The organism is Noviherbaspirillum sp. UKPF54 (assembly GCF_007874125.1).
Lineage (GTDB): Bacteria > Pseudomonadota > Gammaproteobacteria > Burkholderiales > Burkholderiaceae_D > Noviherbaspirillum.
In genome coordinates, this window is record NZ_CP040128.1 from 877428 (window position 1) to 892094 (window position 14667).

General features: G+C 59.7%; 15 protein-coding genes. 9 read left to right on the forward strand and 6 right to left on the reverse strand.

The window, feature by feature from the left end; all coding sequences use genetic code 11:
- Nucleotides 1-55: 55 nt before the first annotated feature.
- A complete protein-coding gene (locus FAY22_RS04180; RefSeq protein WP_210411894.1) occupies nucleotides 56-499 on the forward strand; it encodes an Lrp/AsnC family transcriptional regulator in 444 nt (147 codons plus the stop codon).
- Nucleotides 500-604: 105 nt separating this feature from the next.
- Nucleotides 605-1978: a tryptophanase gene (locus FAY22_RS04185; protein WP_146329051.1), complete on the forward strand. Its 1374-nt coding sequence runs from the start codon at nucleotides 605-607 to the stop codon at nucleotides 1976-1978.
- A 65-nt stretch (nucleotides 1979-2043) separates the two neighbouring features.
- On the opposite strand, the gene rocF is transcribed toward FAY22_RS04185, so the two are convergent.
- Together rocF and FAY22_RS04195 are read right to left on the reverse strand one after the other, a co-directional pair.
- Entirely contained in the window at nucleotides 2044-2973 is a 930-nt protein-coding gene (gene rocF, locus FAY22_RS04190) for an arginase (RefSeq protein ID WP_146329052.1), read from the reverse strand.
- A 32-nt stretch (nucleotides 2974-3005) separates the two neighbouring features.
- Nucleotides 3006-4085 (reverse strand): ornithine cyclodeaminase, encoded by a 1080-nt coding sequence (locus FAY22_RS04195; protein WP_146329053.1) that lies wholly within the window; start codon nucleotides 4083-4085, stop codon nucleotides 3006-3008.
- A 150-nt stretch (nucleotides 4086-4235) separates the two neighbouring features.
- Here FAY22_RS04195 and FAY22_RS04200 point away from each other — a divergent pair, with 150 nt between their 5' ends.
- The 3 genes from FAY22_RS04200 (at nucleotide 4236) to FAY22_RS04210 (ending at nucleotide 6118) form a co-directional block, all read left to right on the forward strand.
- On the forward strand, nucleotides 4236-4658 hold the full coding sequence (locus FAY22_RS04200; RefSeq protein WP_146329054.1) for an Lrp/AsnC family transcriptional regulator: 423 nt from the start codon (nucleotides 4236-4238) through the stop codon (nucleotides 4656-4658).
- A 216-nt stretch (nucleotides 4659-4874) separates the two neighbouring features.
- Nucleotides 4875-5483, forward strand: coding sequence for a peroxiredoxin (locus FAY22_RS04205; protein WP_146329055.1), 609 nt, complete (start codon nucleotides 4875-4877; stop codon nucleotides 5481-5483).
- An 80-nt stretch (nucleotides 5484-5563) separates the two neighbouring features.
- A complete protein-coding gene (locus FAY22_RS04210; protein ID WP_371417350.1) occupies nucleotides 5564-6118 on the forward strand; it encodes a YbhB/YbcL family Raf kinase inhibitor-like protein in 555 nt (184 codons plus the stop codon).
- Between the two features lie 137 nt (nucleotides 6119-6255).
- Here FAY22_RS04210 and FAY22_RS04215 read toward each other — a convergent pair whose 3' ends face one another.
- The gene (locus tag FAY22_RS04215) at nucleotides 6256-6783 is read right to left on the reverse strand and encodes a GNAT family N-acetyltransferase (RefSeq protein WP_146333223.1); all 528 of its coding nucleotides are present in this window, start codon (nucleotides 6781-6783) and stop codon (nucleotides 6256-6258) included.
- Between the two features lie 90 nt (nucleotides 6784-6873).
- Here FAY22_RS04215 and FAY22_RS04220 point away from each other — a divergent pair, with 90 nt between their 5' ends.
- Nucleotides 6874-7446 carry an XRE family transcriptional regulator gene (locus FAY22_RS04220; RefSeq protein ID WP_146329056.1) on the forward strand — a complete coding sequence of 191 codons (573 nt, stop codon included), beginning with the start codon at nucleotides 6874-6876 and terminating at the stop codon, nucleotides 7444-7446.
- Between the two features lie 91 nt (nucleotides 7447-7537).
- Here the strand turns inward: FAY22_RS04220 and FAY22_RS04225 are convergent, their stop codons facing one another.
- Nucleotides 7538-8509 (reverse strand): GlxA family transcriptional regulator, encoded by a 972-nt coding sequence (locus tag FAY22_RS04225; protein ID WP_146329057.1) that lies wholly within the window; start codon nucleotides 8507-8509, stop codon nucleotides 7538-7540.
- A 93-nt stretch (nucleotides 8510-8602) separates the two neighbouring features.
- On the opposite strand from FAY22_RS04225, the gene FAY22_RS04230 reads away from it, so the two are divergent.
- The 3 genes from FAY22_RS04230 (at nucleotide 8603) to FAY22_RS04240 (ending at nucleotide 13582) form a co-directional block, all read left to right on the forward strand.
- Entirely contained in the window at nucleotides 8603-9436 is an 834-nt protein-coding gene (locus FAY22_RS04230) for a dienelactone hydrolase family protein (protein WP_146329058.1), read from the forward strand.
- A gap of 146 nt (nucleotides 9437-9582) precedes the next feature.
- Nucleotides 9583-11787, forward strand: coding sequence for an OsmC domain/YcaO domain-containing protein (locus FAY22_RS04235; RefSeq protein WP_146329059.1), 2205 nt, complete (start codon nucleotides 9583-9585; stop codon nucleotides 11785-11787).
- Nucleotides 11788-12310: 523 nt separating this feature from the next.
- Complete coding sequence (locus FAY22_RS04240; protein ID WP_146329060.1) at nucleotides 12311-13582, forward strand: chloride channel protein; 1272 nt, start codon at nucleotides 12311-12313, stop codon at nucleotides 13580-13582.
- Between the two features lie 94 nt (nucleotides 13583-13676).
- On the opposite strand, the gene FAY22_RS04245 is transcribed toward FAY22_RS04240, so the two are convergent.
- Both FAY22_RS04245 and FAY22_RS04250 read right to left on the reverse strand, forming a co-directional pair.
- On the reverse strand, nucleotides 13677-14234 hold the full coding sequence (locus tag FAY22_RS04245; protein ID WP_146329061.1) for an NADPH-dependent FMN reductase: 558 nt from the start codon (nucleotides 14232-14234) through the stop codon (nucleotides 13677-13679).
- A 42-nt stretch (nucleotides 14235-14276) separates the two neighbouring features.
- A complete protein-coding gene (locus tag FAY22_RS04250; protein WP_146329062.1) occupies nucleotides 14277-14666 on the reverse strand; it encodes an OsmC family protein in 390 nt (129 codons plus the stop codon).
- Nucleotide 14667: the final 1 nt, after the last annotated feature.

Consider the following 14667-nt stretch of genomic DNA (forward strand, 5'->3'; position numbering starts at 1 on the left):
ACGTTGAATTTCAGTCATAATGATTGCGATTAATGCAAAGTGACTGATCGCGCGTATGCCCCCTGTTCTGGATAGCCTGGATCGCCAGTTGATCGACCTGCTGAAGGTCAATGCCCGCCTGCCGGTCGTGAAGCTCGCCAAGGCGCTTGGATGCGCGCGCAGCACGGTGCAGCTGCGGCTGAAGGCGCTCGAGGATGCCGGCGTGGTCAGCGGTTATACGATCAGCGTGGCGACCGTCAGGAGCGCGCCAGGGATCAATGCGATGGTCATGATTTCCAGCGAATCGAAGGACGAGCGCAGCGTCGTGCGCGCGCTCTCCAGGCTGCACAACATCAACAAGCTCTATACGATCAGCGGCCGCTATGACCTGTGCGCGATGCTGACGGCGGAGTCGACGGACGAGCTGGACGCGACCATCGACCGCATCCGGGAAATCAAGGGCGTGATCGATACCTTCTCGACCGTGCTGCTATCGAAAAAGCTGGACCGGCCGGAGTAAACCAACGCTCTACTGGAAATTTTTGCAACCGTTGCAAAAAACCGACACCACGCCGCGTCTTCCGGAGCTACTTTTGCGCTTCGCAAAACTTCCAGAGGACATACCATGCCCAAAACCCTGATCGAACCGTTCCGCATCAAAAGTGTTGAACCGATCCGCATGACCACGCGCGACGAGCGCGCGCGCCTGCTCGAAGAAGCAAAACTCAACGTCTTCAAGCTGCGCGCCGAGGATGTGCTGATTGACTGGCTGACCGATTCCGGCACCGGCGCCATGTCGTCGCGCCAGTGGGGGGCGATCATGGAAGGCGACGAAAGCTATGCCGGCGCGAAGAGTTTCTACCGGCTCGAGGCGGTGATCCGCAAGATCACCGGCATGCCGCATTTCGTCCCGACGCATCAGGGCCGCGCCGCCGAAAAAGTGCTGTTCACCGCGCTCTGCAAGAAGGGCGACCTGGTGCCCAACAACTGCCACTTCGACACCACGCGCGCCAACCTCGAATACCTCGGCGTCGAGGCCGCCGACCTGGTCATCCCCGAAGGCCTGCAGCCAAGCCTGGTCCATCCCTTCAAGGGCGACATCGACCTGGCGCGCGTCGAGGCGCTGCTCAAGGCTGAAGGAGGGCGCATCCCGTTCGGCATGCTGACCGTCACCAACAACACCGGCGGCGGCCAGCCGGTCTCGATGGCCAACATCCGCGCCTACGCCAAGCTGCTCAAGCAATACGGCAAGCCCTTCATCCTCGACATCTGCCGCTTCGCCGAAAACGCGATGTTCATCAAGATGCGCGAGCCGGGCTACGAGCATACGCCGGTCGCCGAGATCGCCGCCGAGATGTTCTCCTACGCCGATGGCGCGACCATGAGCGCGAAGAAGGATGGCATGGTCAATATCGGCGGCTTCATCGTGTTGCGCGACGAGCGCTGGCTCGACGATATCCGCAACAACCTGATCATGATGGAAGGCTTCCCGACCTATGGAGGCCTGGCCGGGCGCGACCTGGAGGCGCTCGCGGTCGGCCTGGAAGAGGGGCTGGACGAGGACTACCTGCGCTACCGCCTGCGCACCGCCGAGTACCTCGGCGAAAAGCTGGACGCGGCCGGCATCGGCTACGTCAAGCCGACCGGCGGCCACGCGGTTTATCTCGATGCGCGCACCGTGCTGCCCGACATGCCGGTGGCGCATTACCCGGCCTGGGCGCTGTGCAACGCGCTCTACCTCGAAGGCGGCATCCGCGGCGTCGAGATCGGCTCGGTCATGTTCGGCAAGCGCATGGACGACGGCAGCGAGACTTACCACAAGATGGAGTTGCTGCGCCTGGCCTTCCCGCGCCGCATGTACACGCAATCGCACTTCGACTATGCGGCGGAAGTGATCGCCGAGGTCAAGGAGCGCGCGGCCGGCATTCGCGGCGTGAAGATCGTCAAGCAGCCGAAGTTCCTGCGGCACTTCACCGCCGAGTTCGCCTGGGTCGATTGAACGGGCTATCCAGAAAAGAAAACGGCGATCCGCGGATCGCCGTTTTCATTCCGTTCGAGCGCCGCTCAGGGACGGTGCATGCGCAGCAGCGTGCTCTTGCCGAACAGGCTCTCCACCAGGTCGACCGCCAGTTCGGCGGTCGTGTTGCGGATGTCGAGCGCGGGATTGAGTTCGACGATGTCCAGGGAGCCGAGGCGGCCGGTATCGGCCACCATCTCCATGCACAGCTGGGCCTCGCGGTAGGTCGGGCCGCCGCGCACCGTCGTGCCCACGCCGGGAGCGATGTCGGGGTCCAGGAAGTCGACGTCGAAGCTGACGTGCAGGTGGGTGGATTCGTCCATGCCGGCCAGCGCGAGCTCCAGGGTGTGGCGCATGCCCACTTCGTCGATATAGCGCATGTCGAAAACCTCGACGCCGGCTTCCCGCAGAAAGCGCTTTTCTCCTTCGTCCACGCTGCGGATGCCGATTTGCCGGATCTGGTCGGGGCGGATCGCCGGCGTCGAGCCGCCGATTTCCACCAGTTCCCTCGGCCCGTGGCCGCACAGGCAGGCCACCGGCATGCCGTGGATATTGCCGGTCGGGGTCAGGATCGAGGTGTTGAAGTCGGCATGGGCATCCAGCCAGAGAATGCGCAGCGTGCGGCCCTGCTCGCGGCAGCGGCGCGCCACGGCGCTGATCGAGCCGATGGCGAGGCAGTGGTCGCCGCCGATCATGATGGGCAGGCGCTCGGCCGCCAGCTCGGCGTACACCGCATGGTGCACCGCCTCGTTCCATGCCATTACTTCCTGCAGATGGCGGAAACCGGAAACGGGCGCAAGACCCGGGTTGGCCGGACCGGCGACGTTGCCGCAGTCTTTCACGTCGCAGCCATAGCGGGCCACGGCTTCGACGATGCCGGCCACCCGCAGGGCCTCGGGCCCCATGCTGCTGCCGCGTGTGCCGGCGCCGATGTCGGTCGGCACGCCAATGATGCTGGCGGGACGCATACTAGTCATTCCAATCCTTCTTGACGCGTTTTCATACAGGTTCAGGCGGCCAGCGCCGCCGGCAAGGCGCTTTCCGCCTTCGCTTGCCGGCCGGGCAGGAAACCGAACAGGTTCTTCGGATCGGCCAGCGCCGGAATGAGCGAAATCTCCTCATCCATACCGAGTTCGACCGCAGTATCGCGCATAAAGCGCAGGGCCGAGTAATCCTCCAGGGCGAAGCCCACGGAATCGAAAATGGTCACGTCGCTGGCTTGGCGGCGTCCCGGTGTCTTACCCGTCAGCACCTGCCACAGCTCGACGACGGGGAAGTCGGCCGGCATTTGCTGCATGTCTCCTTCGATGCGCGATTGCGGCTCGAATTCGCAGAATACCGCGCCCATGCGCAGCACGTCGGGATGCAGTTCGGTCTTGCCGGGGCAGTCGCCGCCGACGCCATTGATGTGCATGCCGGGTTCGATCATGTCCGGCGTGAGGATGGTCGCGTTGGTCTTGTCGGCGGTGACCGTGGTGACGATGTCGACGCCGCGCACCGCTTCCCGGATGCTGTTGAAGCGCTTGGCATGAAGCCCGAGCGCTGCGAGATTGGCCACTAGCTTTTCAGTTGCGGCTGGATCGGTGTCGTACAGGTGGAATTCCCTGATGCCCAGCATGTGGTGGAAGGCGAGGGCCTGGAATTCGCTCTGGGCGCCGTTGCCGATCAGCGCCATGCGCGCGCTGTCGGGACGGGCCAGCGCGCGGGCGGCCACCGCAGACATGGCGGCGGTGCGCAGCGCCGTGGTCAGGGTCAGTTCGCTGACGAGGGTGGGAACGCCCGTGTCCACATCGGCCAGCACGCCGAAAGCCATGACCGTGGGCAAGCCGAAGCGGTAGTTGCGCGGATGGCCATTGACGTACTTGAAGGAATATTGCTGGGCATCCGAAATCGGCATCAGTTCGATGACGCCATCGGTGGAGTGGTTGGCGACCCGGGCGATCTTTTCGAAATCGTTCCAGCGTACGAAGTCGGCATGGATATAGGCGGCGATGCCCTGTATGCAGGCGGCCAAGCCCTTGCGGCAAATCATGTCGGCGGCGCCCTCGGCGCTCAGAAAACGAGTGGTGACGTGTTGATTGGATTGCACGTTTTGCTCCTCTGTCCTGTTTTTCGTTGAATCATTCTTCTTGAATCAACAACATTATCTGGGATGCCCATGTCAAACAGAATGCTGAGAAACGTGACGTTTTGTGATTTTTTTGATTAATATGTCACATATTTTTATCGAGATGCCAAAATGGACGCGTTGGATCAGCAACTCATCAGCATTCTGCGAGCGGATGCCCGCACCAGTGTCGCCACCCTGGCTCACCGCCTGAAGGTGTCCCGCGGCACCATTACCAACCGTATTACGCGGCTGGAAGATCAGGGGATCATCGTCGGCTACACGGTGCGCCTGCGTCCGGACGCCCAACAGAACGAAATCCGGGCCTGGATGAGCATCGTCGTCGAGGGAAACGAAACCCGGGCGGTCATCGCGAACCTGCTGGGCGAGCCCGGGGTGGCGGCCTTGCATGACACCAACGGGCGTTGGGATCTCCTAGCGGAATTACGGGCGGAAAATCTGACGGAACTGTCGTCCATCCTCGAACGCATTCGCCTGATCAAGGGAATCCATACTTCCGAAACCAGTATCCACTTGGCCACCTATCGGGCCTGAGCGGTTCTTCGGTGCTTTTGATGACTCAACGCGGCAAGCAGATTGCTTTGTCCAGCGATCATGATCACGGTCGGCTTTGCGCCGCGAGCGGCCGTTCAGGGCTTCATTGAATGGAGCGGCACTCGATCCTAAACGGCTTTAAGAAAACCACCCTGTCGAACCGGAAGGATTATGCTATTTTTTCATTGACACTTTTCTTGGCATAGAAGAGCACCCATGAGAAATTTTTCGCTGCCATCCATTTTGTTCGCAGGACTATTCTTGGGCGTCATTGCGCTGCCAGTTCATGCCGCACTAAAAGAGGGCGACTCGGCGCCTCTATTCAAAGTCCAAGCTTCCCTCGCAGGAAAGTCCTTCACATTTTCGTTGAAGGACGCCCTGACAAAGGGCCCGGTGGTGGTTTATTTCTACCCATCCGCCTACACCAGCGGGTGCAATATTCAAGCGCACGAATTTGCCGTAAATCACGACAAGTTCACGGCTGCCAACGCGGCAATCATCGGGGTATCTCTCGACAGCATTGCGCGGCTCAACAGTTTTTCCGCCGATCCCAATTACTGTGCCGGAAAAATTCCAGTCGCCTCTGATAGCAAGGGCAAAATTGCGAAGTCTTACGATTTAAGTGTTCAGGAATTTCATGCTGGGATCAAGGACACGCGCGGAATTGAGATCGATCACGGGTTTGCCGAGCGGACGACGTTCATCGTCACTTCGGACGGCAGGATTGCAGCAGCCATAGGCGGGCTCTCGCCCAAGGCAAATGTCGAAAAGGCGCTCGAAAAAGTGCAACAACTTGCGGTAGGCAAGCCATCTGAAAAACCATGACCCGGCCCGTTTTCGTCAGGCGCTGACGGTGCGACGACCCGATCGGCTTTGATGGTGTGTTTTATCGACAAAGGATGCATATGAACCATACAAAAGCGCTCACGGCATCGGCAATCTGCGGGATGCTGTATGTATCGGCAGGTTTTGCCAACGCCGCAGGCATGCAAGTCTCGTCCACCGCGTTCGCGGACGGTGGCGTGATTCCGAAGCTGCATGCCGGCGATACCGGCGACTGCGGAGGAAAAGGCGTGTCTCCTCAGGTGTCCTGGTCCCATCTCCCGGCCGGCACAAGATCGGTCGCCGTTTTCATGGCGGACCCCGATGGCGCCAATGGCTTGGGCGTGTCGCACTGGGTGGCTTATAACATTGCAGCCGACCGAGGCCAATTGAAACAGGGCGAGGGACAAACCGATGGCGCCGGCGCGACCGTCGGCAAGAACGTGGCCGGCGCCACGGCTTACCGAGGCATGTGTCCGCCGGTCGGAGATGTTCCCCATCACTACACCATAACGGTGGTTGCGACAGACCTGGAGCCGTCGGCGCTGCCGCCGGGATTAACGCGGGACGAATTGCTGGCAGCCCTCAAAGGGCATGCACTGGGAGGGCAAAGCACCGTTGGACGCTACGGCCGCTGATCCGGCCATTCACTCGTACCTCGAATTCAAGCTCAAAACCAAATTCCGCAGTTGAGATGCCGGCTCGCGCGATCTTTTGTCGCAAGAGCCGGTGAAGGGCACCTTGAGGGTGAACTGCGATCCTTCGGCGCGCGCATTCAGGACGTCTGCGGCGTGTCCGGCACGGTACGCGCGTCAAGCTGAATTTGCAGGAAAGCCAGATCCAGCCATTTGCCAAATTTTGTCCCGACTTCCTTGAGAAATCCGCTCTGCACAAAACCTAGCTGGTAATGCAGTTGTATCGAGGCGACGTTGCCGGCCTCTATGCCCGCCACCATGACGTGTTTTCCGGCCGCGCGTGCGCGTTCGATGAGGGCCACCATCAGCGCCTTTCCTATCCCCGCGCCGCGTTGATTCCTGTCGACATAGACTGAGTGCTCGACAGTATGTCGATAGCCGTCGAATGCACGCCAGTCGCCAAACGACGCATATCCCAGCACCGCGCCATCGTCCGCCACCGCGACGAGGACCGGGTATCCCATGCTTTGTCTGTCCGCCATCCACTTTGCCCGATTCGCCGTATCTACCACGGTCTCGTTCCAAATGGCTGTGGTGTTAAGAACAGCGTCGTTATAGATCGCTGCGATGCCCTCTGCATCGTTCACATTCGCGTCGCGGATTTGCACTTTGACCCTCTGTCGTTCGTCCATCATAATGGTATGAACATCCACCAAAACAGTGGTTTTAACCAATAATATTATAATATATTAAAATATATGTCCAATAAAGTAGATGGGCTGGATGCGCGTATCGGTGCGCGGATCAGGATTGAGCGGGAGAGCAGGGGGTGGTCGCTCAGCGAGCTTGCCGAACGTTCCGGAGTCTCGCGGGCAATGATTCACAAGATCGAAAGAGCGGAAAGCAGTCCCACGGCAACGGTTCTCGGCAGATTGTCAGGCGCATTCAGCCTCAGCATGTCGACCTTGCTTGCCAGGGCTGAGATGCCGGAGGGACGGCTCCTGCGCAAGAAGGATCAACCTGTCTGGGTCGATCCCGTAAGCGGCTATGTGCGCCGGCACGTTTCGCCACGCTCGGATCTGCCGCTGGACCTGGTGCATATCGAACTGCCCGCAGGCGCCGAAATTCCGATGCCGGCCTCGGCATACGCATTTCAGCGGCAACTGATCTGGGTGCTGAGTGGGGCGCTGGTGTTTGTCGAAGGCGCGACGCGCCATGAACTCGAGGAAGGCGACTGCCTGGAGTTAGGAGCGCCTGCCGACTGCATTTTCAAGAATGACAGCGACCATGCCTGTACCTATGCCGTTGCTGTTCTGCGAAACGAACGATGAAGCGACGGTGCTCATTGCGCGTCCTGTTCGCAGCGACGCAAACCGATCGCCTGGCCAGCGGCATTCCTGAAGCGCCGGGGTGGCAGTAACTTCAGCGCAGCCCGCCCGGGGTTGTGCCGAATTCGCGCTTTACCAATTTGCGTAATGCCGTTCCGTCCTGATATCCGATTTTCTCGGCTATGGCATCGATAGATAACGCTGTCGTTTCAATCAGATGCACGGCGTGCATTAATTTGCGGCGCTGAATAAATTTGACTGGGGATACGCCTGTGGCCAACTGGATTCTCCGCGCCAGCGTCCTCCCGGACATCGCCAGTTCGGACGACAATGCCGTTACGCTGATGGGAACCGACAAATGGGCGTCGATCCATCGTTCCGCAGCAAGCACGGTCTGGTCCATATGCTGCATATGCGTCTGTATCATGTACCTTGCTTGTGAAGTACGCTGGTCAATCAATAAATAGCGCGAGCATAAATGCGCAATTGACGCGCCCATCGTGTCGGCCACAATCGCCAACGCAAGATCCAGCTGCGCAAAGGCGGAGCCGGCTGTCAGGAATTGGCCGTCGCGCACCAGCATCCTTGATTCATCCAGCCTGATGTCGGGGTACCGGGTTCGAAAGATCTGGGAAAGCCACCACGTCGTCGTCGCAGCGCACCCCGACAACATGCCGGATTCTGCAAGAAGAAAAACAGATGAACAGGCTGCGCTAATTTTTGACTGCGCCTTGCCGCAAGCCTGCAGCAATCGCATGGCTTCGATCGCGTCTTTTTTTGCAAGCCGGGCAGTAATTTCCTTATCGGACGTTAGACCTGCGCCCGGGAGAACGATCCAATTCGGCTTGGACCGTGACGCGATTACTTCTTTGAAGGTCATATCCGCCGTCAGTCGCAGTCCCGCGCCGGTTTTTATGCATTTCTTGTATCCGGCGGTAACGATGCGGATCTTGTCCTTCCTGCCCGCGCCGGCAAGGAAGGTGCATCCGGCTTTCAACGTATCGAGCGTAATGGAAAGGCCGGAGTCCATCACACCATCCAGTGCCAATATCAAGATCGTTTGCATTTGTCCATTTTGGCATGAAATGAGTCGAATTTGACAAGTCATCCCTCGACTGTACGGAGCTAGACTGCGATCTATCCATGACAGGAGACGCAGATGCCAACTATCAAGACAGCGAGCCAGAGCCTGAATGAAGACGATCCGCTCGACGACTTCGAGCGCCGCCAGATCACTCTCAATGAAATCACAAAGGCAGTCTACGTGGCGGGCGACGGGCCAGCGGTGATCGTGATGACGGAGATGCCGGGCATTAGCCCGCACGTTGCGCGTTTCAGCAGATGGGTGCGGGACGCGGGTTTCACGGTGTATATGCCTTCTCTGTTCGGCCGCGACGGCGCGGTGCCGGGCGTTGATGAAGGCATTGCCACGTTCAAGCGGGCTTGCGTCAGCGCGGAATTCCGTGCGTTCGCCACCAACCAATCAAGCCCGGTAACACAGTGGCTGCGTACGCTCGCCAGATTTGCGCATCAGGAGTGCGGCGGGCCGGGCGTCGGGGCGATCGGCATGTGCTTCACCGGTAACTTTGCATTGTCGATGATGCTTGAGCCATCGATGCTCGCGCCGGTAGTATGCCAGCCGTCGCTTCCCCTGGATGATCCTGCCGGAATCAACATGGCCCCCGAAGAACTGGCGAGCGTCCGGCAACGCCTGGAACGGGAAGATCTGACCGTTATCGCCTACCGGTTTGAAGGCGACAAGCACTGCAAGGCACAGCGATTTGCAGCCTACACCGAAGCACTCGGCGAGCGGTTCGTAGCGCGTGTCCTGCCTGACAATGCGGCCAACCCGAATACGCCACCGTTCTTCGACAAGGTCGTGGCAAGTCCCCATAGTGTGGTGACCGCCCATCTGATAGACGAAGCGGGGCAGCCGACGCTTGCGGCGCGCGATGAAATACTGGCGTTCTTTACGCTTCGGCTCGGCAAATGAAGCTGGAGCGTGACAGGCACGGTGCAGCCCAAAGCGGACATGCGACGACATAAAAGCGACTGCTTGCATGCCTTTTCCTTGTGGAGCGCTCACTTGACGGATAATAGCGGCTACATCATTTTGAGCAGCGGTTTTAAAGAACTCCCATGGAAATTAAGGTCAATTTTCTCGACAAGCTTCGCCTCGAAGCCAAGTTTGATGATTTCACGGTGGTGGCCGACCAGCCTATCCGCTACAAGGGAGATGGCTCGGCGCCCGGTCCCTTCGATTACTTTCTGGCCTCGTCGGCTTTGTGTGCGGCTTACTTTGTGAAATTGTATTGCAACACTCGCAACATCCCGACCGAAAATATCCGCCTGTCGCAAAACAACATTGTTGATCCGGAAAACCGCTACAAGCAGATTTTCAAGATTCAGGTCGAGTTGCCGCCGGATATTTCTGCTCACGACCGCCAGGGGATTTTGCGCTCCATTGAACGTTGTACAGTGAAAAAAGTGGTGCAGACCGGTCCCGAGTTCGTGATCGAAGAGGTCGAGAACCTGGATGCCGATGCGCAGTCGTTGCTGACATTGAAACCGGCTCCCGACGCCAGCACCCATATTCTGGGCAAGGATCTGCCATTGGAGCAAACCATCGCCAATATGTCCGGCCTGCTGGCCGGCTTGGGCATGAAGATTGAAATCGCTTCGTGGCGCAATATCGTTCCCAATGTGTGGTCGCTGCATATCCGCGATGCGCATTCGCCGATGTGTTTTACAAATGGCAAGGGCGCGACCAAGGAAAGCGCGCTGGCGTCGGCACTGGGAGAGTTTATCGAGCGCCTGAATTGCAACCATTTCTATGGCGGGACGTTCTGGGGCGAAGACATCGGCAATGCGCCGTTTGTCCATTACCCGAACGAGCGCTGGTTCAAGCCGGGCCGTAAAGATGCGCTGCCGGCTGACATTCTCGATGAATACTGCCGGCCCATTTACGACCCCGACGGCGAGCTGCGCGCCTCGCACCTCATCGACACCAACTCGGGAAATGTGAAACGCGGTATCTGCTCGCTGCCGTTTGTGCGGCAGTCGGACGGTGAAGTGGTGTATTTCCCGTCCAACCTGGTCGAAAACCTTTACGGCAGCAATGGCATGAGTGCCGGTAATACGCTGGCCGAAGCGCAAGTGCAATGCTTGTCCGAGATTTTTGAACGGGCGGTAAAGCGCGAAATCCTAGAAGGCGAACTGGCACTGCCTGATGTGCCGCAGGACGTGCTGGCGAAATACCCTGGCATCCTGGCCGGCATTCAAGGGTTGGAAGAGCAGGGCTTTCCGGTGCTGGTGAAGGATGCATCGCTGGGTGGAAAGTACCCGGTGATGTGCGTCACCTTGATGAACCCGCGTACTGGCGGTGTCTTTGCTTCGTTCGGCGCGCATCCGAGCTTCGAAGTGGCGCTGGAGCGCAGCCTGACTGAACTGCTGCAGGGCCGCAGTTTTGAAGGCTTGAACGATCTGCCTCAGCCCACCTTTGTCAGTGAAGCTGTGACTGAGCCAAACAACTTTGTTGAACACTTCATTGACTCCAGCGGCGTGGTGTCGTGGCGCTTTTTCAGCGCCAAGGCGAATTTCGAATTTGTCGAGTGGGATTTTTCCGGCCAGGGCGAGAAGTCCAACGCCGAGGAAGCCGCGACCTTGTTCGGCATTCTGAAAGACATGGGCAAAGAAGCGTACATGGCGGTGTATGACCAGCTCGGCGCCGTTGCTTGCCGGATTCTGGTGCCCGGCTATTCCGAAATTTATCCCATCGAAGATCTGGTCTGGGATAACACCAACAAGGCGCTGTTGTTCCGCGAAGATATCCTGAACTTGCACCGCCTGGACGATGCAAGTCTGGAAGCGTTGCTCGAGCGGTTGGATAACAACGAGCTCGATGAATACTCCGACATCGCCACGTTGATCGGCATCGAATTTGACGAGAATACAGTCTGGGGACAGCTGACGGTCCTCGAATTGAAGCTGCTCATTCATCTCGCCTTGCAGCAACTGGAAGAGGCGCACGAGCTGGTAGGCGGTTTCTTGCAGTACAACGACAACACGGTCGAGCGCCGGTTGTTTTATCAAGCCTTGGACGTGGTGCTGGAGGTGCTGCTCGACGACGAGCTTGAACTGGACGATTACGTGGTCAATTTCCGCCGGATGTATGGCAATCCGCGGATGGATGCGGTGCTGGGCTCGGTGGACGGCAGCGTGCGCTTCTTTGGCTTGACGCCAACCAGCATGAAACTGGAGGGGCTCGACCGGCACCACCGCCTGATCGACAGCTACAAGAAAGTGCATGCGGCACGCGGCAATGTAGCGGCCACAGTCGGCTAGCGTTGCGTGTTCAGGCTGGATGCGATGACGCCATTCATCGCCCAGCACGAAATTATGTTCGAAACCCGGGCGTCAAGAAATTTGTGGCGAGCACCCAATCGCGACATGGAAAGAGACACGTTCCCCCTGAAAAGCATGCGGACGCTTTGATCGGGGGAGGCCCTTCGACGATGCCGACCTTTCGGGCTGGAACGCCCGAATGCGAGTCGGGCCTTGATCAGAGTTTAAATGCACGGGATAAGCTTCCTCTGCTCATCTCTGCGTCACTTGCGGCAGCGCGCCTACTTCCCCTCCCTCACAGGGATCGTGGCCGAGGACTATAATCGGCAGCTTCCGTGTCGTTCCTGCACTATCCATCTTGTCATCAACTTCCTCCCATACAAAGGTGCCACGACAAGCGTCTGCGCGATCCCGTCTTGTCGGCTCCATCCGTCGCCGCGCGCGCCACACACTTAGAATCTCCCGTCACGGCATCCGCTATGCGGTTTTCCTGGCTGGCGCGGCATGCGTCGCCGCGGTTTCAATGGCCTTTGCCTGGCTAGCTGAGAAGGCGCTCGACCTTAACCTCTTTGTCACGCACCGCTATTGGTGGAGCGGCTTGCTGATGCTGCCGCTCGGCTTCGCCGCCCTGCGCTGGGTGACAGTCCGCTATGCGGCGCAGGCGCGCGGAAGCGGCATACCGCAGGTGATCGCGGCAATGGATATGCCGTCCCGCAGCGACCAGCAGCGCCTACTGGTCGCGCTGCCGCAAGCGCTCTGGAAGATCGTGCTCACGGCCGGCGGCCTCGCGATCGGCGCGTCGATCGGCCGCGAAGGCCCTTCGGTGCAAGTCGGCGCCGCAGTCATGCTGGCATGGGGGGCATGGTTGCATGAAAAGACGCGTGCAAACAGCAACTTGCGCATTGGCTTTCGCACCGACGCCCTGATTGCTGCCGGCGCGGCGGGAGGGCTTGCCGCCGCCTTCAACACGCCGCTGGCCGGTGTAGTGTTCGCCATCGAGGAGCTGGGGCGTGGCAGTGTGGTGCGCTTTGACCGGCTGGTGATGGCGGGCGTACTGACCGCGGGCTTCCTGACACTCGCGCTGCTCGGAAATAACTCGTATTTTCGCGTCGAACATACTTTCCTCGCGCTAAGCAACGACTGGCTGGGCGTGGTGCTGGCGGGAGTGGCGAACGGGGTACTTGGCGGGCTGTTCGCACGCCTTCTGTTGCGCGGTGCGCCGGGTCTTGTACCTTCCGGGTGGCGCCACCATACGCAACAGCACCCCATCGTGACGGCCGCCGCGTGTGGCCTGTTGGCTGCACTGCTTGGCCTGATCGCGCATGGCACCACCTACGGCACCGGCTATGCGCAAGCGTCGTCATTACTCAATGGCCACGAAAGCGGTAGCGACCTGTTCGGCATCGCGAAGCTGGCCTCTACCGTGCTGGCCTATGTCGCTGGTCTGCCAGGCGGCATCTTTACCCCCTCGCTTGCCATCGGCGCCGGCATCGGCGAACACCTTTCGGCGCTCTTCCCCGGTCATTTTGCGCCTGGCCTGCTGGCGCTGTTGTGCATGGCCGGCTTTCTCGCGGCCGCCACGCAGGCGCCGATCACTGCAACCGTCATTACGATGGAAATGACGCGTTCGCAAGACCTGACGCTCCTGCTCTTGGCCGTGACGGTGCTCGCCTCCTTCGTTTCGCGTCAGTTTTGCCCACGACCGTTCTACCATAGCGCCAGCCGCAACTTCCGCCGCGAAGCCGTGACATTGGCGCGCGCGAGCCACGAAACACGGGTGGAACCGCACGGTTAGCCGTGCTGGCTCTGCGGTCATATCTTCAATTGACGGGCTGGTCGGCATCGACCGGCATGCCTGTCATCGTGCTTTCGTCCAGGCGAACGGCGGACTAGCTCGACGATCGTGCAAATGCGACGAATCCCTGCAGGAACTGCTGCAGCTGCTCCCTGATTTTGTCGTCAATCAGGTTGCCCCCGGCATCGAATACCGAACCCGCGCGCGACACCATCAGCCTGCCGCCGAACCAGGGTCTTGTCCCGAGGGTGCGCAGGACGGGAAGCCAAGCTTCCTGGGCCAGGATGGTGCCGAAGCCTCCGGGCGATGCGCCGATCACGGCCGCCGGGCGATCGCGAAAGACGCGCGGGATATCCGCCGGCGGACGCGATAGCCAGTCGATCGCGTTCTTGAAGACGCCGGGGATGCCGTTGTTGTACTCCGGTGTCGCCAATAACAGGCCGGCCGCGCCCGCGATGCGATCCTTCAGGTCTTGCACCGCGGGTGGAATGCCTTCCGCCGCCTCGACATCGCCGTCATACAGCGGAATGTCCTTGATGGTGGCAATCTCGAGTTGCGAATCCTGTGGCATGAGTTGCGCGGCCGCGCGCAGCAATGCGCCGTTGAAGGAACCAGCGCGCAGGCTGCCGGAAATGCCGATGATCGTGGTCATGTCTGTTCCTGCCTTTCCCTGGATAGGTAGTCTGGAAAATGATTACGGTGAAACTTCTTCCGTGACGATCCGGATCTCGCCTGAAAGCGTCTTGTGGACCGGGCACTTGTTCGCCACCGCTGTCAGCATGTCGCGCTGTTCAGGGCTCAGATCGCCAATATAGGCGATACGGCGCGTCAGCACATAAGCTTGCTCAAGCTTGCCGTGCTCGATGCGCACATCGATATCGTCCAGCGGCCAGCCCTTGCGCTTTGCATACATCGTCACGGTCAGTGCCGTGCATGCCGCGAGCGCGGCGGCAAGCAGGTCGTGCGGTTCCGGCCCCGTGTCTTCGCCGCCCAGCCCGGCAGGCGCGTCGGTCAATAAACGATGTGGTCCGATCTCGATTACATGCTGGAGCTTGCCTTGCCCGCGATGCACCCTGATTTCCATT

What these genes read in the sequence shown, in the direction of transcription:
- FAY22_RS04180 (WP_210411894.1), top strand. Translation starts at nt 56, where the DNA reads ATGCCCCCTGTTCTGGATAGCCTGGATCGCCAGTTGATCGACCTGCTG.
- FAY22_RS04185 (WP_146329051.1), top strand. Translation starts at nt 605, where the DNA reads ATGCCCAAAACCCTGATCGAACCGTTCCGCATCAAAAGTGTTGAACCG.
- rocF (WP_146329052.1), bottom strand. Translation starts at nt 2,973, where the DNA reads ATGACTAGTATGCGTCCCGCCAGCATCATTGGCGTGCCGACCGACATC.
- FAY22_RS04200 (WP_146329054.1), top strand. Translation starts at nt 4,236, where the DNA reads ATGGACGCGTTGGATCAGCAACTCATCAGCATTCTGCGAGCGGATGCC.
- FAY22_RS04205 (WP_146329055.1), top strand. Translation starts at nt 4,875, where the DNA reads ATGAGAAATTTTTCGCTGCCATCCATTTTGTTCGCAGGACTATTCTTG.
- FAY22_RS04210 (WP_371417350.1), top strand. Translation starts at nt 5,564, where the DNA reads ATGAACCATACAAAAGCGCTCACGGCATCGGCAATCTGCGGGATGCTG.
- FAY22_RS04220 (WP_146329056.1), top strand. Translation starts at nt 6,874, where the DNA reads ATGTCCAATAAAGTAGATGGGCTGGATGCGCGTATCGGTGCGCGGATC.
- FAY22_RS04225 (WP_146329057.1), bottom strand. Translation starts at nt 8,509, where the DNA reads ATGCAAACGATCTTGATATTGGCACTGGATGGTGTGATGGACTCCGGC.
- FAY22_RS04230 (WP_146329058.1), top strand. Translation starts at nt 8,603, where the DNA reads ATGCCAACTATCAAGACAGCGAGCCAGAGCCTGAATGAAGACGATCCG.
- FAY22_RS04235 (WP_146329059.1), top strand. Translation starts at nt 9,583, where the DNA reads ATGGAAATTAAGGTCAATTTTCTCGACAAGCTTCGCCTCGAAGCCAAG.
- FAY22_RS04240 (WP_146329060.1), top strand. Translation starts at nt 12,311, where the DNA reads ATGGCCTTTGCCTGGCTAGCTGAGAAGGCGCTCGACCTTAACCTCTTT.
- FAY22_RS04245 (WP_146329061.1), bottom strand. Translation starts at nt 14,234, where the DNA reads ATGACCACGATCATCGGCATTTCCGGCAGCCTGCGCGCTGGTTCCTTC.
- FAY22_RS04250 (WP_146329062.1), bottom strand. Translation starts at nt 14,666, where the DNA reads ATGGAAATCAGGGTGCATCGCGGGCAAGGCAAGCTCCAGCATGTAATC.